General features: G+C 44.3%; 18 protein-coding genes. All 18 read right to left on the bottom strand.

The window, feature by feature from the left end:
- Nucleotides 1-107: 107 nt before the first annotated feature.
- The 18 genes from AABK40_RS17645 to AABK40_RS17560 all read right to left on the bottom strand — a co-directional run bounded on the left by AABK40_RS17645 (nucleotide 108) and on the right by AABK40_RS17560 (nucleotide 23,361).
- A complete protein-coding gene (locus tag AABK40_RS17645; protein WP_338398800.1) occupies nucleotides 108-2,630 on the bottom strand; it encodes a TonB-dependent receptor in 2,523 nt (840 codons plus the stop codon).
- On the bottom strand, nucleotides 2,614-3,555 hold the full coding sequence (locus AABK40_RS17640; RefSeq protein WP_338398799.1) for a FecR family protein: 942 nt from the start codon (nucleotides 3,553-3,555) through the stop codon (nucleotides 2,614-2,616). Before AABK40_RS17640 ends, AABK40_RS17645 begins: the two co-directional genes overlap by 17 nt.
- Before the next feature lie 62 nt (nucleotides 3,556-3,617).
- Nucleotides 3,618-4,190 (bottom strand): RNA polymerase sigma factor, encoded by a 573-nt coding sequence (locus AABK40_RS17635; protein ID WP_338398797.1) that lies wholly within the window; start codon nucleotides 4,188-4,190, stop codon nucleotides 3,618-3,620.
- Nucleotides 4,191-4,692: 502 nt separating this feature from the next.
- Nucleotides 4,693-5,766 (bottom strand): dimethylarginine dimethylaminohydrolase family protein, encoded by a 1,074-nt coding sequence (locus AABK40_RS17630; RefSeq protein ID WP_338398796.1) that lies wholly within the window; start codon nucleotides 5,764-5,766, stop codon nucleotides 4,693-4,695.
- 232 nt (nucleotides 5,767-5,998) lie between these two features.
- On the bottom strand, nucleotides 5,999-7,414 hold the full coding sequence (uxaC, locus tag AABK40_RS17625) for a glucuronate isomerase (protein WP_338398795.1): 1,416 nt from the start codon (nucleotides 7,412-7,414) through the stop codon (nucleotides 5,999-6,001).
- A gap of 19 nt (nucleotides 7,415-7,433) precedes the next feature.
- Nucleotides 7,434-8,765, bottom strand: coding sequence for an MFS transporter (locus AABK40_RS17620; RefSeq protein WP_338398794.1), 1,332 nt, complete (start codon nucleotides 8,763-8,765; stop codon nucleotides 7,434-7,436).
- Between the two features lie 155 nt (nucleotides 8,766-8,920).
- Nucleotides 8,921-9,973, bottom strand: a complete 1,053-nt coding sequence (locus AABK40_RS17615; RefSeq protein WP_338398793.1) for a substrate-binding domain-containing protein — start codon at nucleotides 9,971-9,973, stop codon at nucleotides 8,921-8,923.
- A gap of 10 nt (nucleotides 9,974-9,983) precedes the next feature.
- On the bottom strand, nucleotides 9,984-11,177 hold the full coding sequence (gene uxuA / locus AABK40_RS17610; RefSeq protein WP_338398792.1) for a mannonate dehydratase: 1,194 nt from the start codon (nucleotides 11,175-11,177) through the stop codon (nucleotides 9,984-9,986).
- A gap of 12 nt (nucleotides 11,178-11,189) precedes the next feature.
- Complete coding sequence (locus tag AABK40_RS17605; RefSeq protein WP_338398791.1) at nucleotides 11,190-12,029, bottom strand: SDR family oxidoreductase; 840 nt, start codon at nucleotides 12,027-12,029, stop codon at nucleotides 11,190-11,192.
- Between the two features lie 505 nt (nucleotides 12,030-12,534).
- Nucleotides 12,535-13,701 (bottom strand): mannonate dehydratase, encoded by a 1,167-nt coding sequence (gene uxuA, locus AABK40_RS17600; RefSeq protein WP_338398790.1) that lies wholly within the window; start codon nucleotides 13,699-13,701, stop codon nucleotides 12,535-12,537.
- Between the two features lie 16 nt (nucleotides 13,702-13,717).
- Entirely contained in the window at nucleotides 13,718-15,550 is a 1,833-nt protein-coding gene (locus AABK40_RS17595; protein WP_338398789.1) for an AGE family epimerase/isomerase, read from the bottom strand.
- 983 nt (nucleotides 15,551-16,533) lie between these two features.
- Nucleotides 16,534-17,352 (bottom strand): carbonic anhydrase, encoded by an 819-nt coding sequence (locus AABK40_RS17590; protein WP_332922798.1) that lies wholly within the window; start codon nucleotides 17,350-17,352, stop codon nucleotides 16,534-16,536.
- A 206-nt stretch (nucleotides 17,353-17,558) separates the two neighbouring features.
- Nucleotides 17,559-18,194, bottom strand: a complete 636-nt coding sequence (eda, locus tag AABK40_RS17585; RefSeq protein WP_332922799.1) for a bifunctional 4-hydroxy-2-oxoglutarate aldolase/2-dehydro-3-deoxy-phosphogluconate aldolase — start codon at nucleotides 18,192-18,194, stop codon at nucleotides 17,559-17,561.
- A gap of 10 nt (nucleotides 18,195-18,204) precedes the next feature.
- Entirely contained in the window at nucleotides 18,205-18,894 is a 690-nt protein-coding gene (locus AABK40_RS17580) for a creatininase family protein (protein WP_332922800.1), read from the bottom strand.
- Nucleotides 18,895-19,072: 178 nt separating this feature from the next.
- The gene (locus tag AABK40_RS17575; RefSeq protein ID WP_338398788.1) at nucleotides 19,073-20,050 is read right to left on the bottom strand and encodes an ROK family protein; all 978 of its coding nucleotides are present in this window, start codon (nucleotides 20,048-20,050) and stop codon (nucleotides 19,073-19,075) included.
- A gap of 35 nt (nucleotides 20,051-20,085) precedes the next feature.
- On the bottom strand, nucleotides 20,086-21,408 hold the full coding sequence (locus AABK40_RS17570; protein WP_338398787.1) for an FAD-dependent oxidoreductase: 1,323 nt from the start codon (nucleotides 21,406-21,408) through the stop codon (nucleotides 20,086-20,088).
- 323 nt (nucleotides 21,409-21,731) lie between these two features.
- The gene (locus AABK40_RS17565) at nucleotides 21,732-22,514 is read right to left on the bottom strand and encodes an SDR family NAD(P)-dependent oxidoreductase (RefSeq protein ID WP_338398786.1); all 783 of its coding nucleotides are present in this window, start codon (nucleotides 22,512-22,514) and stop codon (nucleotides 21,732-21,734) included.
- On the bottom strand, nucleotides 22,504-23,361 hold the full coding sequence (locus AABK40_RS17560) for a sugar isomerase domain-containing protein (RefSeq protein WP_332922804.1): 858 nt from the start codon (nucleotides 23,359-23,361) through the stop codon (nucleotides 22,504-22,506). Before AABK40_RS17560 ends, AABK40_RS17565 begins: the two co-directional genes overlap by 11 nt.
- Nucleotides 23,362-23,375: the final 14 nt, after the last annotated feature.

Below are 23,375 nucleotides of genomic sequence, written 5' to 3'. Positions count from 1 at the left end.
ATCAATACGCGCCTATGCGTCAAAAAATGAACAATAATATTATATACAGAATATGTCAAAACAAGTATCTAATCAGCCTTGGTCGTAGCGAGACGCTACAACCAATGTTACCTCCTATACCGCCAGGCCACCGACACATTTGGAAAGAAACCCATCTGTGTAACATCCGTCATCAGAAACTCTTGATTAAAAATTGCTGACACAGGCAATTGATCCACCGTGCGTTCCTGAATATTTTTCTGATGGTACAAATCATAGATGTTGAGGGCGAATTCGAGCTGTTGGTTGCTACCCAAATTTAGATGATACGCCACCGACAGGTCCATGCGGTGGTAAAAAGGCATATTGTATAACGCCTCTCTTTTGGCGACTTCTTCTTCAACATTAAAATTTTCAAAATCGTAACGAATCGACTTGCCAATCCATGTACAGCCCAATTGCCAGTTACCTTTTGTATACACCAGGGCGGTCTGTAAAATATGGCTCTTGCGGATTTCTTCAGGCGACCGCTGAAAATTCAGATGGTAATGGTTATAGGCATAAGCCATATAAAAATTCCAGGGCTCATGGCGAAAATTGAAATAAGTATCGAGCCCCTGCGAAAGCCCATCCGCCAAAAAATAGCGCATGGCTAAATCTGTCCGAAGGGCTAAAACGGAAAGGTCGTTTTTGTTATTCTTGGCATAATATTCGGCATCGAAACTAAAGTGTGATCGACTATGCTGAAGGCCAATACTGATTTGGTCGGATACCATAGAAGGCAACTGCTCGGGGGTGGTCAGGCGCCAACGAAAAAGAGAACTCAGGGGATCCGTGATTTGATGCAAAAACTGATAATATCGACCCAATCCCAATTTAAAATTCGTTCCCTCCTGCTTGGTGGTATTGAGCTGAACCCTCGGCGAAAACAACCACCCATCAGGCTGATAATAAAGAAAATTACCGCCCGCTGTAAGGCTTACTTTCTCCCATTTTTTTTGATATGCCAGGTAAGTGTTCGCCAACTTGACCGTTTGATCATGAATGGTATCTTTATTACTGATCTCCAATTGATATTGGGTAAGATCAAAGCCTACTGTAAAAGCATGATGTTGCAGCTTAAGGCCGCCAAAAACAGTTTTTAGCTGCTGATCGTGCTGCTCGGCGACTTTTATAGTGTTACCATCATTAAAATTCCGATCCTTAAATACCTGATTTTCTCCCACAGAAACATTGGCAAATACCTCAAGCTGTTGCTGGTCCCCAAGCCAATGGGTATAATCCATGCCTGCGGATTCATTCGCCCAGGAGCGGTTTTCAACCTGCGTGATGGTCCAAAATGGACGATCTTGAATCGGTCGATTTCTTTTGCTTCGTAAATTCAACTGATGATCGTACCGATCCCAGGTTTTTAACCCACTCAGCTCAAGTAAAGCGCGATCACTTATCCGCAAAGCAGACTTTAAATATAGGTCACCAAACTGAATTTCTGGATTCACTTGCTGATTAAAAACTGTCCCTTTTTTCGGCATCTCAATCGTTTCGGGCTGATCATTGGCAAACCGATTGATATACCAATTGGTGAAGGCATCATGAGATTGACGGAAGGCACCAAAAACATACCATTTATCCTTGATTATCGGCAAAGCCACGTCCATATTTACCCCAAACAAATGTGCAGAAAGACCAATTTGCTGATGACTGAAATAATCATTTTTAGTTTGAACCTCCAATACGCCAGCCACACTTTGCCCATGCGTAACATCATAAGTTCCTTTGTGTAAAATAATATCCTGCGTCGCTACGGGATTGATCACATTGAAAATTCCATAATAATGATCGGGCAAAAATACCTGCTGTCGGTCAATGGTTATTTTGGTTTGCCCCGTACTACCACCCCGTACTTGTAGGTTGCTTGAAAGTCCATTGCTATTCACCCCAGGCAAAAATTGCAAGGCGTAAAAGGCATTATGCTTGCCTGTGGCCGTTGCAGAAATAGGACTAATCCGCTGACTGTAGCGTCCCGCAGCCTGTGGAATAATGGCGGGATTTTTCTGCATCGAGGAAATCAGAATCGCATCCAGCTGCCGAACATTCAGATCCATATTTACAACATTCGGGTTTTTAGCCGCCAAATCCTGAACGGCGATATTCATCGGTTCATAGCCCACATAGGTGAATACCAGCGTATCCGACAGTTGTGCATGGATATGAAACTGCCCATCCTGCCCAGAAGTTACCCCTTTGTCCGTTCCTTTTATGCGGATCACGGCAAAGGGTAATTTAAAATTTTCAATGCCCACGATGGCCCCATAAACAGCATGTTTTTTTACCTTGGGCACAGGAATATCCACTACCTCAGCCTCCGCCGGTCGATTGATAATCATATATGAGCGAGGCTCAAGCTGTTCAAAAACAAGCGGGGTATCCGCCAGCCACCGCAACAAGACCTCCTGTACGCTTTCCTGAGGTTCGGCCCGGTTCACCTTGAATGTTGCTACTTTCGCTTCGTCAAAGGCGATGAATAAATCGTGTTCGTGCGCAAATTGTTTGAGGGCATCGGATAAAGGAATTTGCTGATTTTGCGCCTTGGCTCCCACAATGGAAAAATACAAAATCAGCAAAAGAAAAAATTTATTGAATAAGGACATGCTTCCCTTCTATTTTATACTTTAAATCCATAGGCTCACAAACCATCCGAAGCGCCATATCAATATTTTTATTGGAAATCGTCCCGGAGAATCTTCTCAAAGAATCCACTTCTTTGACCGTAATTTTCACCCCGTATTGTCGCTCAATAGTCGCAAATACCGCTCGCAAGCGTTGATTATCAAAATGAAAAATCCCCTGATTCCATTGTGGCTTCTGGTTTTTACTGACCGCAAAACGCTTTTTCTGCAGGATCTGCTGCCCCACACTCATCTCTCCTGCCGTTAAAATGACTTTTTCTGTCGCACTCCGCACTTCCACTTTTCCTGTATAACAACTCACTGCCCAATCCTCATCACGGACATTTATATTGAAAGAAGTTCCCAAAACTTCCACTTGCCCATAGGCGGTTTGCACGGTAAACTTGCTCCCTTTTTTCACTTTGAAAAAAGCCTCTCCCTTCAGGTCCAGGGTTCGGTGATCTTCCCATGATTTCGGTGTAAAGGTGATGCTCGAAACGGCATTCAAAACCACCACCGAACCATCGGGCAGTACGTATTCAAATTGTTGGCCCGCATCAGCTACCACCTGTTCCTGTTGTGGCACCAGAAAACGGAACAAGCCTGCAGCCATCAGTAAAAAAGCCAATCCCGCAGCAATGGCCATCGGCCAACGGGGCTTTTTGTTCCGTTTTAGCTGTCTATTTTTTGCGGAAATATTGTCCCACATACGATTAGCCACCTGCGGAGAAAGAACAGGTTCGTCCACCTTTACTCCTGCGCTGACAAGTGCTTTTGCCGCAGCTATACCCTCACGCTCCTCAGGCTGATTTTTAATGATCTCAAGCCACTTTTGCTCTTGCGCATCATCACCCAAAGCCCAGGCAATAAAATCTGAATCGTATATATATTTGTCGATGTTCGCCATATTTATTATCAAAAAAAGCCTCTACCTGTAAATGGCAAAAACCTGGTTGATGTACTGATATTTTATGAAAAAATTTGAGAGATCAAGGTCAGGATCAATCCAATATCTCCCATTTCATTTTTAAGTTGCTTGAGTGCCCCACTCTGAAGATTCCTTACCGACTGGTAATTCATCTCCATAATTTCGGAGGTTTCCTCATAGGATAATCCCAAGAAAAACCGATGGTAAACCACCTGTTTCTGCCGGGGTGTCAGGACTTCCATCGCCTTTTTCAGCTTCCCCAAATTGATTTCCTTATGCTCGGCCAAGATGGTTTCTTCCTCTACAGAAAATACAACTTCAAAATGTGACTCCTGCGGATCTTGGTACTGAAACTTATTGCTGCGCATCCGCTGATACAATTCTCGCTTCAGGGCCACCATCAAATAAAATTTGGGGTTGTCCGTATCGCCAAGCTGTTGCCGCTTCTCCCAGATCCGAACAAAAACCTCCTGCACGGCATCTTCCACAACAGTAGATTCCTGACAGATTTTATGGCCGTATTTATACAAAATCGCCACATGCTTTTCGAATAATTGTCGGTAAGCATGCGCGTCGCCTTTTTTAATATTTTCCCATAGCAAATGCTTGCCCATAGTGGTTGGTGTGGGTTAATGGTTGATGTTGTTCCAATAATACGAAAATAAGTACTTGATCAAAAATATACTGCAAAATGTGCTCTCCCCGACGATTCATACCTCCTCCCAATTACTGGGCATCGGCTGCTTAATTGGGCGATACCTTCGGAAGAATATTCGGCACTTTAGGCGGCAGTGGATTTTGAATTTAATTCTGATCGGTATTACCTTCTGAATTTAAGCACATTTAACCCCAGCCCACCTTAAAATCCTTATTCACTAATAGTTGGCATAGCTACTGCTTTTAACAAGCTATTTTGATCAGGTACTTTGGCATGGACATAAAAAAACCAACTGAACAAGCTCGCTCAGTTGGTGATATTGTATTTATTGAGGAATTTTTCGCTACCTCTCTATCTGTCAACGCCCCCACAATAGGACGCTCAAAATTACTGCGAGTTATTGTTTAATGAGGGTATTGGCCTGCTTGAAAGCTCCCCGCTCTACATTATTCCATCATTTAATGTTCGCGAGAAATGGGTTGATAGCTGCAACGCAATCCTCCGCCGTAGTAATTGGCCTTGTCAAAAGGAATGGCTATAACCTCTATACCATGCGCTCTTATTTGTTCGGCAACTTCAGGGAAGGCATCCACCATAATGATCGTTTCTGGATTGACAGCGATACCGTTAGTGGCCATCACTTGTGCTTCTTCCGGTGCTACAGTAACCCACTTTCTGCGCTTCAAACTTGCTGGCAATGCGTCAAAATCTTCAAAATCCTCTTCACAGATCACCCCGAGCTTATCATTGATCAGCATCATGGCACAGTCGAGGTGCAAAACATTTGGTTTCAAGGCCACACGATGCACCACATATTCATCGCCCAAAGTCTCTCTTAACCATTCAATGCCCAAATCATTGGTGGCATTTCCAGAAATACCGACGTAAATATCCTTCCCTTCCACGAAAACATCCCCTCCCTCAAGGTAGGCATTGCCCTCGGCGAGGCCCTGTTTTAGGGCAGGCATCCGCACGACCTCCCCCTGATATTGTTCTGTTAAATCCTGCGCAATTCGCCCATAACTTGCTACTTCCATCCTGCGAGCTTCAGACCGAAGGTTGGCCAAAATCACTTTGTTGCCAATGGTAATTATTGGATCTCTTGAATAGCACTGCGAAGCAATCATTGAACTGAAAGGTATGGGGTCAGGTCTACGGACTTTCACTCCCAGATTTTCGAGTGTCTTGACGAGGTTTTCCTGTTCAAGGAAGTTATTTTTATCATCCTCAGGGAAAACCTCTGCAATATTCTTATCCTCACATTTTGCCCAATACTCCCATGCCTTATCTGAAAGATAGGGGGCAAAATTTTTCAGTGAAGCATCTACCTTACCGACCCTAAAAGTATTGGGTACCCACCTGCCAACTACGACCTCCTTGAGCTGACCATATTCCGTGCGGTTGCTGATGCGTAATTCTGAGGGTGCACCTTCCTTCATCTTTTTAGATTTATCAGGCAAGTTAAAAGCGGTTACTGTTGCGCCGATGGTCAAGCCTAAGGCTCCGTAAATAAAATTCTTATAGCTCATCATTTTCATCTTTTTGTTGTTCACTCATCACTGGGAAAAAAATCAAGAAAAGCCCTAAGAGGAAACAAAAAAAATGCCATTATAAGAAAAAAAGGAGCCCGAAGGCTCCTCAAAATTCATTCAAATTAATATAATAGGGTTACAATTAACCATTGGACATTCTGTGTACTCCACCATAGATCGGGGACCGCAAAAATAACTGCAGGAACCGTTCCTGCAGTTCTTTAGCACATGATTAAAAATCTGTGTTGGTCGCGAAGGCGTAGTTTTTAATATTGTTATAGCAAATATCCTCTACCATGCCCCCTATCCAATTGATATCATTTGGTAACAGGCCGTTTTCCATTTCGGTGCCCAATAAATTACAGAGTGTTCTTCTGAAATACTCGTGCCGTGGGAAGGAAAGGAAACTTCGGGAATCAGTCAACATTCCTACAAACTGAGAAAGCAAGCCCAAATTGGATAGCGCATTCATTTGCATTTCCATGGCTTCTTTCTGATCCAGGAACCACCAGCCGGAACCCATCTGGATTTTTCCGGCAAGGCTGCCATCCTGAAAATTACCAATCATGGTTCCGATCACATAATTATCTGCCGGATTCAAATTATAGATAATCGTTTTCGGCAGGAGGTTTTCTTCATCAAGACGGCTCAAAAACAAGCATAAGCGATCTGCCTGCTTGGCATCACTGATCGAATCAAAACCCGTGTCCGCACCAAGATTTTCAAATTGCCGTTTTGAATTATTGCGAATCACCCCTATATGCAACTGCATTGCCCATGAACGCTTAGCATATTCTTTTCCCATAAAATCAAGCAAGGTGGATTGGTAATCATCACATTCTGCAGGCGTAAGGAATCCTCCATTCAGGGCCTTAATTAACAAGGTGTTGGCTTTACCTTCATCAACGCTTCCCTTTGGAAGGCACTTGAAACCGTGGTCAGAAATCACACAACCGTGCGCTGCAAAATGGTCCATGCGTTGCTGTAATACCTCTTTAAGATCTTCGAAAGAATGAATCTCCTGATCGGCAACTTCTGCCAATTGCTGAATGTAGCTGACAAATTTAGCGCCCTTTTCAATCCCTAAAACGCCATCTGGCCGCCAGGTTGGGTATACTTTTGAAACGGGGTTGCTTTCGTTATTTTGTCGATGATAAATTAGGCTGTCTTTAGGATCATCCGTAGTACAGACCACCTTTACGTTCATGCGCTCAATCAGGGATTTAGTCCCGAAAGAAGGGTCTTCTGAGAGTTGTTCGGAAGCGTTACGATAGATTTGATCTGCTGATGATGGATTCAAGAATTCATCAATATCAAAATACCGCTTCAGCTCAAGGTGCGTCCAGTGAAATAATGGATTGCGCAGGGTTTTAGGCACTGTATTGGCCCACTGCGCAAATTTTTCCTCAGCGGTACCATCGCCTGTACAATATTTTTCCTTCACACCAGCTGAGCGCATCGCACGCCATTTATAATGATCCCCTTCCAGCCAAGCTTCAGACAGGTTATTAAACCTCCTGTTTTCAGCAATATCTTTCGGCGATAAATGACAGTGATAATCGATAATTGGCATCCCTGCGGCAAATTCATGATATAATCTTGAAGCCGACTTGGTTTCTAACAGAAAGTCCTCTTTAATAAAGCCCATAGTTCTGAATAGTAATAAATTAAATTTCTTCTTGAGTTAAAGGTTTGTAGTCAGGCACGATCAGGTGCATAATGGCCAGAATAATTAAGTAGAACATTCCCGCTACAAGAAACATCCAAAAATAGGCGTCATTCCCCATGGCATCGAGGTAGGTCCCCAACAACAGGTCGATAATCATTCCGGACACCGCACCAAACATCCCCCCAAAACCTACCGCACTTGCAACAGATTGCTTTGGCAGCAAATCAGAAGCGACGGTAAAGAGATTACAAGACCAAGCCTGGTGCCCTCCGGAAGCCAAAGCAATTAAACAAGCAGCGATAATGGCACTATCGGTAATGGTGGCCATACATACCGGTGCAATGCATAGCGCACAAATCAAAAGGGATACTTTCCGGGCATTGTTTAAAGACCAGTTTCTCTCTAAAAAAAATTTAGACAGGTATCCGCCTCCAATACTTCCGAAATCGGCAATCAAATACATGACAGCATAAGCGGCGCCTAATTCTTTAATAGACATGCCGAACTTATCATGGAAGAACATCCCACTCCAGAACATGAAGAAATACCACACACCATCGGTCAATTTTCCTACGGTAAAGGCAAGGGTCTGACGCTTACTGGCAATTTTTGAAAGTGGAATTGGGACAGCCACTTCTTCCTCGGCTTCCTCGGCGTCTTGCTGGATATAGGCTAATTCGGTTTCACTGACACTTGGATGGTCGGCGGGCTTTTTGTAAAATTTCAGCCACAAAATCACCCAAATCGCGCTAAATATACCTGTTACAAGGAAAGTCATTGGCCAGGCATCTGTACCTCCATAACTAAGGATGGCAGCAACAACAATGGGTGCTAAAAAAGCCCCAACATTTGAACCTGCATTAAAAATACCGGTTGCAAAGGCACGGTCTTTTTTAGGAAACCATTCCGCCACCGTTTTTACGGCTGCAGGGAAATTACCTGCTTCTCCAAAGCCGAGCCCAAAACGTGCCGCCATAAATCCGATTAGTCCGAAAGCCGGACGCAATAAAGCGTGTGCCATTCCAAAGACCGACCAAATGGCAATTGATATGGTGTAACCGATACGTGTGCCCAATTTATCAATCAGCGTACCCATAGACAACATGCCCAGGGCGTAAGCGGCCTTGAAAGCAATATTGATCGAAGCATAATCCATTTTTGTCCATTGGAAAATCCCCTCCAAAGTAGGCGCCAGCACCCCCATGATGCTACGATCCATATAATTAATCGTAGTAGCCATAAATAATAAGGCTAAAATACGGTACCGGAATTTTCCATCCTTAGGTTTTACCCCTACCTTTTCCGAACCAACTTTCTCTAAAATATCCATATTAAAAAATATATCTTGTTGAATGTTCTGATACTAAAAATGAGTAATATCAGTATTGATGGCTGAACCATCCCCTGTACAGCAAAAATCTCCTCATAGTCCCACAGTCCTTTTACAATAGCATCATTGTCGATGCGATTTTGGTTTATGAGCTGCTAATGAAAATACCTTATACTGTTGATGTTTTCTTTAGAATAAACCATTGAACAGATATGACTTTCTTTTTCAAAAAGCACGCGATCTGTTAAATGTATATGTAAACCCTCCAATGCCAAGGCTCCCTGCCTCTTACTATCCTGCGCAATCAGGAAGTCAATATCACCATCCTGAAGTAGCTTAATGTTTTCGGGCAGGGGGTCATGCCCGATAATCAATATTTTTTGTGTTTGTCCACAAGCACGTAAACCATCAAATATTCGCTTCACACGAGAATTTGTAACGTAAACCCTACTTGGTGCCCCGTTGGCTTCAATTTCCGCTTTAATCTGCGCTTGTAGTTTTTGCTCATCAGTACCCCTTTTAAAATCCAGCATGCGGATTTGTTCATTTTTGAGTTGGTTTTCCCTGAGCGTATCCACAGCACCAATTTCCCGCAGGAAAGAGGTAGAATTTGCTGAGGCGGAAGAAAAATTAATGACCCATACCCGATCTTCTTCCCCAAGCCCAAGGCTGAGCAACCTACCTGCCAAACCACCACAACTTTTGGCATCTTGCCCCACAAAATACATCGGTTCCAGTTCTGGAAGGTTCACATCCAAAAAGACAAATGGCAAATTATTAGCTTTGACATTCCGTACCAACTGGTAGGTGGCCTGCCGGAAAATTGGGTGGATAATTAAACCATCCACTGCCGAATTGAGCATTGCTTCTCCTTTGCTGGTAAAATCCTCTTCACTGTGATAGTCATAGAGAAATTCCGTGAGCGAAACCCCATCATTTTCCAAAAATTTCGCTCGCTCACGCACTCCCTCAAGGGGTAACTCCCAATAGGGATTAGAAGAAGGAACCGGCAATAAAACGCCAATTCGTAAAGGCCGGACTTTAGATTTTTTAGGTTGATAACCTGTTTCCAAAACCAATTTCTGAACCTTATCCCGCGTTTCATCCGAAACCCTCCCGCGTTGGTGTATCACGCGGTCCACTGTACCAACAGAAACCCCCGCAAGGGTTGCAAGTTCTTTTATACTAATGGATTTTCGCGCTCCCATAGCTATATTACTATTTATTTTTGTTGGCCTGTTCGATGGCGAACATCACTCCGCGAAGTTCAGCAAGCCCTCTTAAACGACCAATGCCCGAATACCCAGGATTGGTTTGCTTTGCTAAATCGTCCAACATCTTATGCCCGTGATCAGGACGCATGGGCATTCTGCTGAACTCATCATTGCCTGACAAACGACGGGATTTTTCTGCCATTAATACATTCAGTAGCTCATACATATTCACATTACCCTCGAGGTGGTTTGCTTCATAAAAGTTACCAAACTCATCGCGTTGAGTAGCACGCAAATGGACAAAATGAATGCGATCTGCAAATCGTTTGGCCATACGAACAAGATCGTTATCCCCACGCACCCCATAACTGCCGGTACAGAAAGTAATGCCGTTACTTTTCGAAGGGACAGCCTCCAATAACCAGGCGGCATCTTCTTCAGTACTCACGACCCGAGGCAAGCCTAAAATTGGGTAAGGTGGATCATCAGGGTGAATGGCCAAAACCACACCCGCCGATTCGGCTACTGGTACAATATGACTGAGGAAGGTTTTCAGGTTCTTCCGCAACACCTCCGCGTCAATCTCTTTGTATTCATCCAATACAGCCTGAAACTGTTCCAGCGTATAACCTTCTTCAGCACCCGGAAGTCCAGCGATAATATTTTTCACCAATTCCGCACGTTTGCTTTCACTCATGGCATCAAAAACCTGAGCAGCCTTCTCCACTATTGCTGGCGAATAGGCATCTTCCGCTTTGGGGCGCTTTAAAATATGGATTTCAAAAGCGGCAAATTCTGCGACATCAAATCGAAGAGCCTCTGATCCATCTTCTACCTTAAATGACAGGTCCGTTCGTGTCCAGTCCAGAACAGGCATGAAATTGTAACATACCGTATCAATGCCACAAGTGGCAAGGTTTTGAATTGAGGTTTTATAATTTTCGATATAGATCTGAAAATCTCCTTTTGCCTTTTTGATATCCTCATGAACAGGAATGCTCTCTACCACCGACCAAGTAAGTCCGGCAGCTTCAATCTCCTCCTTTCGCAATTGAATTTGCTCCTCCGTCCAAATTTCACCATTTGGAATATGATGCAATGCGGTAACCACTCCTGTTGCCCCAGCCTGACGGATATCCGAAAGACTCACAGGGTCATTTGGGCCATACCAACGCCAAGTTTGCTCTAATCCTCTCATTTTCTTATGATTTTAAACGCCACTGAAACAGTTATACCCACCATCGACAGGAATGCACACTCCTGTAACAAAAGAAGCAATATCAGAACACAAATAAAGTGCCGTGCCCTGAATGTCATCCGGCGATCCAAATTTACCCATTGGCGTACCATTGACAATTTTTTGCCCACGCTCGGTAAACGACCCATCCTGATTGGTTACCAAAAAGCGATTTTGGTCTGTGATGAAAAAGCCTGGAGCGAGGCTGTTAACGCGAACATTTTGAGGCGCAAGGTGCGTCGCAAGCCATTCGGTGAAATTATTAATTGCGGCTTTAGCTGCTGAATAGGCCGGGATTTTTGTCAATGGCTTGAAAGCATTCATAGAGGAAATATTCAACACTACACCCTGACGATCAGCACCGATCATGTCTTGCGCAAAGATCATCGTTGGCAGTAATGTCCCCTTAAAATTCAGGTCGAAGACAAAATCAAACCCTTTAACGTCCAAATCAAAAAATGTTCCTTCAAGTTCATCCTCTACCATTTGTTCCACTGCCGTGGTGGCTTTCGGATGATTTCCCCCTGCACCGTTCACCAAAATGTCGATGCTCCCCAAGGCCTCATTGATGGTGCCTTTAGCTTCCACCAGCGAAGCACGATCCAAAACATTTGCTGAAACACCTATGGCTTGAACTTGAAATTCACTCACCAGCTCTTCGGCCATCTTTTGTGCATTTTCTGCATTCAAATCTACAATTGCTAAATTCGCCCCACAAGCGGCGAAAGCAGTACAGAGGCTCTTCCCGAGAACACCCGCTCCACCGGTAATGACGACCAGTTTTCCTTTTATATCTGAAAAAGTATTATTCATTTTTTGAATTAACTTGTTAAAAAAATCATTGTATGACAAAGATAGAAACCAACATCTATACCACGCAAAAATTGATCATTCACTACGCCTCCTGACCATGCTGAAAAACATGGGTGATTTCTAAAATTATGCTGATATCATAAAATTTGGAGATAAAAATATGATTTATATAAAAATTAGGAACTCAATTTATCACTTTACTAACAGCTAAATAATAAAAAAAGACCTACTTAACCACTTTCATTCTAAATTTTTGCGTGCTTTTGCGTGCTTTTTACCTTATCAAGATGGTGTTATTTACTTCAGTGCCCAATAGTAATCCTATTTTCTCCTTTAAATCAGAATACTCACACGCGCTCTGATCTGTTGAGGCATTCTCTAAAAAGCAAATTGTTATTTCAAAATTTGACCTTCGGCGTGAAAAGGCAGAAGGATGATGACCGATACCAAAGGCTGATTGCTAACCACCGATCATCATCGGTTGTGCTGAAAAATGCCGAACGAATCAATCCATTGAAGTTAAGGCAGCGATAATTCCTTTAAGTTCAGAAAGACCTTTTAATCGACCAATAGTGGAGTAACCAGGGCACAACATCTCTTTTGGCAAATCATCCAAAAGCTGATGCCCGTGATCAGGCCGATAGAATACCGATTGATTTTCTCCAACGGTCAGCAGTGTCTTTACCAATGCCACCATGTCGGTACTGCCATCGAGGTGACCTCCTTCATGAAAACTCCTTCCGTCCTCCAATTGAACATTCCGCAGGTGCACAAAAGGAAAACGGTGCCCAAATTTTTGAATAATCTGCCGCAGATTATTATTAGGATTGGCACCGAGAGAACCCGAGCAAAAAGTAATGCCATTATAGGGGCTATCTACCATTTTCAGGATGCACTCAAGGTCATGGGCATTAGAGACGATCCGTGGCAAACCAAATAAATTGAACGGTGGGTCATCAGGATGAATACACATTTTCACCCCCTCATGAGCAGCGACGGGAATCACCTGTTGCAGGAAAAATTTCAGATTATCCTTGAGTTTATCCGCAGACACCTCTGCATATTTTGCCAATTCTTTAAGGAAAGCCTCCGGCGTAAAAACTTCTGTCGTTCCCGGAAGTCCAGCCAAAATACTTTCCTGCAAGGCTTGTCGTTCATCAGCTGAAAGTGTTTTCAGGTACTCTTCCGCCTGCGCTAAAAGTTGTGGTGAATATTCCGTAGCAGCACCTTCGCGCTGAAGCATAAAAACATCGAATGCTACAAATGCTTTAAAATCAAAACGCAGGGTTTCCGCACCACCCATCAGGCGGTATTTAAGGTCTGTTCGAGTCCAGTCGAGCACCGGCATAAAATTATAACACAGGACCTTAATCCCACAGGTGGCCAAATTACGAATGGTCTGTTGATAATTTTCGATATACTTGTTCGCTTGGGGTCCACCGAGTTTGATTTCCTCGTGAATATTCACACTTTCGACCACATCCCAGGAGAGCAGCCCATCGTCCCCACTAATCTGTGCCTGTCGTTTTTGAATTTCAGCAATACTCCAAACTTCCCCAACCGGGATATGATGTAGCGCACTCACTATAGATCTGACACCGACTTGTCGGAGATCAGAGATGGAGACAGGATCAGCATCACCGAACCATCTCCAACTTGGTAAAAGTTTCATGAAAAATGTATTTATGTTAATGCTTGATTAATCGATGGACAGATTGTTGCTGTTGTTCATCGATTAATTTAAGCAAATAAAGTCCAGAAGTACACGGCTGCACCTCAAGCTGTTGGTGCTCCAAGTCAGGCATCAGCGGGAATCGCTGTATGGTTCTCCCGGCAGCATCAAGAAGTACAGCAGAAACAATCCCCCGCCCTTGAATATTAAGCTCACTTTCGAAAACAGAAGGAAAAACCTGATAACTTTCCTTAACGGCGGAGGCCAGCGGTTGCTGTGGATCGAGAGGACGCTCATTGGGTTTGAAAGTAACCTTAAAAATCCCATCAATATTTTCGTTCAAATCCACCGTCATGTCTTTACTGTTAAAAGCAGTGTAGTCCGCTCCGTTATAACTGACCGACTCAATACTCAACCCCTCGTCTTTAACAATCAGCGGAGCTAACCTTACCTGTTTCGTGGTTTTTCCATTAAAATGGTAATATAGATCGAAGGCTCGGGCATGCAGATAAGTATGCGCATACAGGTAAGTCATATAACCCAATTCGGCATCATGAAAGCCTGCTTTAAAAGCATCTGCGAGTAAATCACCAACAGGAAGAGCACCGTCCTGAGTCACATTGGCATAAGAGACCCCATGACTGGTGAGCATATTTTTTTCAAAGAAATCCATCGACTCATCTGCAATTTGCAGATAAATTAATCGCTTGGTTTCATCGGTGGTGCTGTAGTAGTTCATTAAGCCACCGGTTAGCCCTTGCTCAAGCACCCAATGATTTTTCGTTTGATCTTTCCGTTTGCCCGTTTTCCAATTAACGTCAGAAAATGGAGCACCATAGGTATGGTCATATAAATCCTCATGCGTTGGTTGATTACTTTCCCACACATGATCCAATAATTTTTCCGCTGCTTTCTGGTAGGATGGATCTTTAAAAAACACTGCAGCACGCCCCAAACACCAGGCCGTTTTCAATACATGTCCTACACCTGAATGGTCCTTGGATTGATCGATTTCCCAGTTATTACTAAAAACTTCCGGAAAACCTGCTTTCACCTCCGCCAAATCAAGTGCCCCAGCCAGACGGTCCCTTGAAATATCTGAAAGATCACGAAAACGCATCACATCCTGTGGTTCTTGACTGATATTCGCCAACAACGCTGCGTGGGTATTGATACCATCAATTGTGCCGGTGAAGCCTTTGCCATTCTGAGCGCTATTTCGAGAAGTCGCTTTTTCATAAAATCCCAAATAATCCGCCCTATCGTCCCACCAATGGTCATCAAGATTATCCAGGGCCAGGTTCATCCAATCTGCCTCAATGGACTGACCATCCGACAGATAAGGTGTACCTCCGAGCGCTTCCATCATCGCCATAATTCCTACCGTAGCATATTCCTGCTGAAAGATCCATTTTTCGTCTTTTGCCCAAGGTGCCCCAAAAGCAGTTTGGTTGGTCTCATCATAAGTAAAATACCAACCATCATGCTGACGATCCCACCCTTTTTCATAAAGAAAGTTGAGCGCACGACGGGCATGTTGTAGATAGACGATATCTCCGGTAAGCTGAAAAGCACGGGCAAATGCATAGGCGGACCTGCTGATTGCACACAAACTTTTATATTCGTAGCCTTCCCATCCACCACTTTGATCAGGAAGCGGCACTCCATCTAAATCAGCGAATGTGAAATAGCCCCCTGAAGGGTCTTCCAATGAAATATGAAAGTCTGCAACACCTTTTACAAAGTCGATATTTTGCTCGGGGAATTTTAAAAATTGCGAGTTCACGCTTTGTGACCAAGCAGGTACAGCTACAATGAGCCATAAAAAAATGAGTAGGTGTTTCTTCATTTTAGATGATTTAAGTTTGGCACAAATTACGCCTATCAGTGGCATAATAAATTGAAAAATCTTCATTAGAGGAGGACGATTGGTTAATTATTCGCTTTGCCTGTAAGGAAAGGCTGCCCGTAAAATAATCACCACGCGTTTATAAATTAAGAGAGATCTTTAGGGTTTAGCGATCATACTAATGAATCAGAAGGCGATTAATAATGAAATAGAGGACATTGCATTTTCAGCATCAAATCCTAATCCATCGCCCTATCGCGAGAAGCCCTCTCGTGATAGACAAATAGCGGTTTTATTGTATTATTATTTTCCACGGGATGCCACCCGAGGCTATTGAAAAGGTACCTTCGGCACATGTACTGCGCGCTTTTACCATCAAATCCCAACCCATCACCCTATCGCGAGAGTCCCTCTCGTGATAGACAAATAGCGGTTTTATTGTATTATTATTTTCCACGGGATGCCACCCGAGGCTGTTGAAAAGGTACCTTCGGCACATGTACTGCGCGTTTTTACCATAAAATCCCAATCCATCACCCTATCGCGAGAGTCCCTCTCGTGATAGACAAATAGCGGTTTTATTGTATTATTATTTTCCACGGGTTGCCACCCGAGGCTATTGAAAATGTACCTTCGGCACATGTACTGGACGTTTTCATCAAGGTTGAAACCTCGACTTAACAAAGTGAAACCCATATAAATGGGTTGGGCTTGACCTGCAAATGGGTACCCGATCTAAAAATTATGCAGCTAAGTATTCGGTCAAAAATAAATCGATAAGGGTGACTGGTGATCAGTGCCTCATGAGTGCCAGATTATGCACTCCAATCACTGATCACAATGACCATTCATATGATCTCAGTACCCTTTATATTAAAAGCAATGATTACACTTTTACCTATGGGATGTTCATTCAAAGTCAGGGTTTTGGCGCCATATGCTTTCATCAATCTTGTGTTTACTCCATCCCGATAACACCGATTCTATTTTTCAGTTTTTTTGGCTTCGGCTTTTTCTCCTTGCTTAAATTTGGGTAGGCTTTCTATTGTCTCAGGAATAAACTGAACCACGCCTGTTTTTAGATTATAAACTGCCCCAACAATCAGGACTTTACCTTCGGCAAAACGTCGACTTAAAACAGGTTCGAGTCCACGGAGCAACTGAACTTGCTCCAATACATTGGTTCGAATGGCAATATCAATAGCTTCCTCCTCACTTTCCCCATGCGACTTTGCCACCAAAGAAGCGGGCTTAATAGCATTAATCAGGGTAACAATATGCCCAGGAGGATTTTCAGGAAGTTTCATGGCGGCCTGCACTGCTCCACAAGATTCATGGCCCAACACCACAATCAGTCGGGTGTTTAAAAATTCGGTGGCATACTCAATGGTTCCATAAGAGGCCTCGGCCATCACCTGCCCTGCCGTTCTTGTAATAAATAAATCTCCGACCCCCTGATCAAAAATAATTTCATTGGGCACCCTACTGTCGGCACAACCGATAATGGTCGCAAATGGCTTTTGTCCCAGTTCATTATTTTTGAGATCGGCATCGGTTTGTCGTGGTCTAATGCTTTTATTTTCAGCAAACCGTTTATTACCGTAAATTAATTTTTTCAAGCCATAATATGGGTCCACATAGGCGCTATCACGGTCGGCGAAGTACTGGTTGTCCTCAAGGTGAAGAAGTTCGGTCACCTTTTCCGCTTGTTGACCATAACTTTCCAAACCTGCTGCCAGTAGGAGCAATGTAATCAGGAGAAAACGGAAATAATGTCTGGTAATCTTCGAATTTGCCTTCATAATATCAGTAAGTGTTGAATAATTGCTGTTGTAGACCTTGCAACATCACGTTGTGTGATTATGTTATGATCCCCGATTCATAGGCACAAAAAAAGGCTGTAGCAATCATTGCGCTACAGCCTCTACTGATATTAGATGAAGTTGTTGATGCTCTCCAGCTGCTTAGTCGGCCACAAACTTGGAAAGCGGTATATTTTTTACAGCCATTAAGCGGTTACTGCTGCGATCGACTGTTCATTCGCCTCACGGACATTGAAGGTGATTTGGTCGAAATCACCTGTTGCAATTAACGGTTTTGTCGCTAACCACGAACCGCCCACAGCCACCACATTTGGTGCCCCGAGGTAGTCGTTCATGTTTTTCAGGCTCACCCCACCCATAGGAATAAATTGCACCCCAGTGTGTCCGTAAGGACCCGCAAGAGCTTTCAGCATCCCGATGCCACCTGCTTGCGTTGCAGGGAACAATTTCTGCACCTTACAGCCCAGCTCCAGGGCAAGCTCCACTTCCGAGGGACTCATTACGCCAGGAATAAAAGGTAAGCCGATCGCTTTTGCTTCTTTAACCACTTCAGGATTGAAACCCGGTGCCAATGCAAAAGATGCACCTGCGGCCTTGGCCTGATGCAGCTGTTCTTTGGTCAGGATTGTTCCCGCACCAATGTGCATCTGTGGCACTTCCTTTCGAATCAGGGCGATACATTCAGCGGCCTCCTCGGTTCTGAAGGGGATTTCCATCAGTGCTAACCCACCTGCAAGAATGGCTTTTGCGGTCGCTACTGCCTGCTCTTTTTTGGGGATGGTTACCGCAGGGAGGACTTTTATTTTATCAAAAATTTCCATGATGATGAACTTAAATACTTCCGAATGCGGCCTTCACTTTCTGCGTCAGCACTTCCACAGCCTGATCACGAACTTTCTCACCATTGGCGAAATCAGCTTCACTTGGCTTGCCATTGATACCACCTGAGGCAGGATCGAGTTCGTAACGTGAACGGATTTTGTACCACGGTTTCTCTACCTTGAAATCCTTTACCCGATCCATATACACTGCTGTTCCGCAAGCTACCGCCACTTCCGTTTCGCCTTTATCGGCATGGTGGATACCGCTGATGCCACAGTCCGACCACCAGTTCCAGCAAACGCCTTTGAAGTCAGGGTATTGTTCCCAAACCTTATAGAAAGCCAATTCACATGGTGCTTTATTGGCACCATGACCGGTAATAAAAATGACTTTTTTGAATCCTTGCTGACAAAGATTTTTGGCAAGATCGACGATTACCTGCGAAAACACCTCTACGGACAGCCCAAGACTGCCAGGGTACTCGCGCATTTCATCGGAAAAACCATAGGGTAAAGTCGGAACGATAATCGCCCCTGTATTTTTTGCCACCGCTCTACTGAAATAAGTAGCGGAATCGATATCGACACTTACGGGAAGGTGTGGCCCATGTGCTTCCACCAATCCAACAGGAACAAGCACAGGAATATTACGATCAAGCTCATTGATCTCGTCTGATGTTAAGTTAATCCACTCTTTCATAATGGTATTATTTCGAGGTTTAAAATTGGGGTTGAATGATGCCGTTTCGCACTGCATAAAAAATAACGGTATAGGTCAGGCGCTCAGGCCTGACCCTACCAAAATTGGGATCATCATGGAAATCCCCTACTCAAGGAAATCATGGTCTATATCACCCCTTAAATATTATTGCGAATGCTTAAACCGCCGCCGCCTGTTTTTGCAAATACGCCTGCAGGTAGGCTACAGCCCCCACTACACCTGCATATTCCTGATGTTTAGCCACCACAATATCGATGGTGCCAGAGGGAAAACGGAAAATCCGTTCACTAACCTTTGTGCGCAGCTTATCAATAAAAAGATCAGCTGCGAGGGTTGCCCCACCGCTCAGAATAATGCGTTGCGGTTCGTAGGCATGTACCGTATTGATCAGCATAACGGCCACATTTTCTATCCATTGCTCGAAAACATCAATACACAACTGATCCCCCGCACGAACGGCATCTACTACCGCTTTAAAATCGATGCTATGTGGGTCAGAAAAATATTGATCTTCCAGGATAGAAGGCACTCCGCGCTGAATCGTCTCTCTTGCCATCAGGGCGAGGGCGGTTGCAGAGCAAAGGGTTTCACAGGTCCCATAATTTCCTGTCAGGCATAACGACTGAGAGGATTGCTGCATCACCATATGCCCAATCTGGGTACCAAACTGAAAGTGTGGATCTTCATCAATGTTGCCGTTGATCATGACCCCCGAGCCAATGCCTGTCCCGATGGTCAGCACCACCGCCCAATCAACATCTTCCGCATATCCCCCATGTTTGGCCGCATACATTGCCAATCTGCCGTCATTATTACAAATCACCGGAATGTTGAACTTCTCGCGAAGCATGGGCACGATGGGGAAACCTTCAAGGTTCTTGAATTTGCCCGGAAGGAGCACCACCCCTTTTTCGGGATCCACCCCACCGCTAAGGCTCAATCCAATACCTGTCGGTCGGCCTTTCTCTGCAATTTGCTTTTCGGTGAATTCTACAATGGTATCAAAAAGTTGCTGTGCGCCCTCATTTGCACGGCTCGGAACAGCGAAGGTCTCCTTTAGCATTCCGTGGGCATCAACGATCCCCACTTTCAGCCTTGTTCCCCCTACATCATAGCCAATAGCGTAATCTTCCATGACTTTGTGCTTTAGATAAAAAAATGAAACTTATTTTAACGCAATATACCGCCGTTTTTCTCCAAAGTATCCTGAAGATCAGCAACGTTGATATTGCCCGGCTGTGTATCTGTTTTCAATGCCAAAACCGCCGCATTACCAACAGCCTCACCCATCACCATACACTGCGCCATCGAACGCACGCTACTATGCGCTACATGCGATGCCGAGAAACAACGACCTGCCACCAATAGGTTTTCAATTTTCTGAGGAACCAAGGTACGGAAAGGGATACCTACCGTTTTGCCGTCAGGCAAGTACTGCCATCTTACGCCTTCACCATCGTGGTGGTCTTCCATAGGTGCCCCACACAAACCAATCTGGTCGTCGAATTTTTTTGCTGACAAAACATCTTCCGAAGTCAGGCGATACTGCCCGTGAATACGACGGGTCTCCCGTACACCAATCTGCATACCGTAAGTTGACAATTCGGCTTTCTCGTATCCTGGAACATAATCACGCAAGAAACGAATGTACTCAATCGCCTGCAAACGTCCTTCGATCTCGGCATGGCTCAAGAATTCCGGATCCGCTGCATTGATGGTTACGTCTCCTTCTTTTCTGAAAGAAGTCAAACGCGTCATGATCGTTGCGGTCATATGACTCACTGGCGTGATATGATCACTCCCCTCTTTACGAGGCAAATTGTATTTTCCTGATGCTGCGGCTTCTTCCATCAAAGCGTTGATTTCCTTTTTGGCAATCGTTTTACGCTTCTCACAATCCACATTCACCATCTTGAAAGTGGTGGTCAATGTTTGCGCTGGATCCACTGCACCGGCCAATTCATAAGGCGCTTCAGCCTGGTGACAGATATCTGCATCACCTGAAGCATCGATGATTTGCTTGGCTTCATAATATTTTAAACCATCCTTGGTTGCCACAACCAAACCAATGATTTTATCACCTTTTTTAACTACATCGGTAACGTGTGCATTCAACAAAATGGAACAGCCCGCCTGCATCAATAATTTCTCCCAAACCACTTTCAAGTACTCTGGGTGGTAAGTAACGCCCGTTCCAGCACCAAAAGTATTCGGGCGCTCAAAGCTCGCATTGTATTCTCCCAAACCTTTGACTACATCGTCAGCAATACCACCAACCACTTTAATCGACTGGCTTCCTGGGGTGTAATATCCATAAAAAGTATCGAGCACAGCCGTAGATGTTCCACCGATAAATGGCAAACGCTCGATGATCAATGTTTTTGCTCCTGCTCTGCTGGCAGAAATTGCTGCTGGCGAACCCGCAGATCCTGAACCTACAACGATCACATCGAAGCAATCGATCAAGGGTAATGATTTATGATAATTATGCATGGTAGATAATTTTATTATTTCAAGATTAAAAAAAGAGCCACTACTTAGTGGTTTAGTGATGTAGGGAGGTTTTAGACCATGATTACCTTGACTGAAAGGATTACCATGATTGTTGATTTGTAAGTGACAGCTTAGGAAATCTGTGGACAAATAGGTAGCCCTTTGTATTTTATATTCGGTTCTTACTTGTCGGAATCCGTCCAAGCGAGACGCTTGAACTAAAGGTTACACATTACTTTTCCTCCCCCCTGATAATATTGTGTGATGCTTAATATCCATAGTTCAAGCGAGCTGCCTGAACTATGAATAGCATATATAAAAACTTAGCTCACACTCCAACCTCCGTCCACTTTCAGGACTTCGCCAGTGATCACTTTACTCTCTTGGCTCAATAAAAATACGGAGGTTTTTGCCACATCTACGGCATCCATCACGCCGCCAACTAATGGTTGTTTTTCGGCCATGAAGTTTACAATCTCCTCGTTTTCAGAAGCTCTCGCACTCATGCGTGTCAACGCCAAGCCCGGACAGATTGCATTCACACGAATTTTGTCTGCGGCATATTTTGAGGCCATCGACTGACTCATGCTGATGATCGCTCCTTTGGCCGCAGCATAGGCAATGGTAGAGAAGAATTTCGGCTCTGGCGACATGCCCAAAATACTGGACATGTTTAGGATCGTTCCTCTGAGGCCATTTTCATCCACCTCTTGCGCCAACATCACGTTCACTACCTCTCGGCACAAACGGTATTGAGTGGTCACATTATTGGACATGGTTGTCGCCCATCCTTCTTCGGTACATTCATGTATAGGACCATCACCAAAACGGCGACCACTGATCCCTGCCACATTGTACAGCCCGTCAATACGACCGTGCTTTTCTTTGCAGGCTTTCACCAAACGCACTGCCAATTCCGGATCGGTAAGGTCACCCACCAAATAGTCGGCCTCGCCGCCCAACTCCAAAAGGAGTTCCTTCAGTTCCTGGCATCGTGCTTCATTTCTTCCGCAGAAAAAAACTTTCGCTCCCTGCTGTACAGCGAGCTTCATCGTTTCGGCAGCTATTCCCGAAGCACCTGTAATAATGAATATTTTATTTTTCATGCCCCGCTGGAGTTAATGCTTCTTCTACTGGCTTCACTGCCTCAGGGTTATACATGGCGCGTGCATATCGTTTGCGTTGGTCTGCAGTCCACTCATCGTAGTTATCAGCGGTATTATTGATGTGCATGTTACGCAACACATGGTGGTGATATCCACGCTGATCCAAAGTACGGATCGTCATTTCGTTCAAAGACTGAATGACCGATAATGCCCCGATAGATGAAAGTGGACATACCTGATACTGATCCAAATCGCCATCTACGGTAACCGACAAATCACCATAAGGCATCGAGTTGTCAATGAAGATAGCGTTTTCTGCCTGATCTGTTACATCACTCAAATTCATGCCCGTGCTGTGCTTAGGCTTGGCACCTTTGGACTGAACCTCAGAGGCAATGGCAATCAATGGATTGTTAGGATATCTTTTATTGAAAGTCAAGGCCATATCCACTGCTGCAGGGGTTGTTCCCGTAGCGGTGATTACCAACATCACGTCTTTTGGTCCTACTTCATATTCTTTCAGAATATTTTCGGCAATACCTTCGTAGCGCTCAATACCTTGATTAACACGGATACCGTTCACCCCAACAACGTCGGTGAAAGAAGTCAATCCTGTCTGCAAAATACCGTGAAAACCAGTCAAGGCACCCATACGGATACACACTTCTTCGACAGAAATACGCGAGTGGCCATTGGCATACACATACACCACACCACCATCCATAATGGCATCAGCAAACTTGCCTGCAACGGCCTGCAATTTTTCCTGTTGTGCTAACAAACCGTTTTTGATCTTGTCCAATTGCATTGGAAAGGTCAGTGCTACTTGTTCGGATTTTTGACTCATATCTTTAAAAAAAT

It is taken from the genome of Persicobacter psychrovividus (assembly GCF_036492425.1).
Lineage (GTDB): Bacteria > Bacteroidota > Bacteroidia > Cytophagales > Cyclobacteriaceae > Persicobacter > Persicobacter psychrovividus.
The sequence above is the reverse complement of the archived record's forward strand: the minus strand, read 5'-3'. Positions and strand labels throughout refer to the sequence as shown.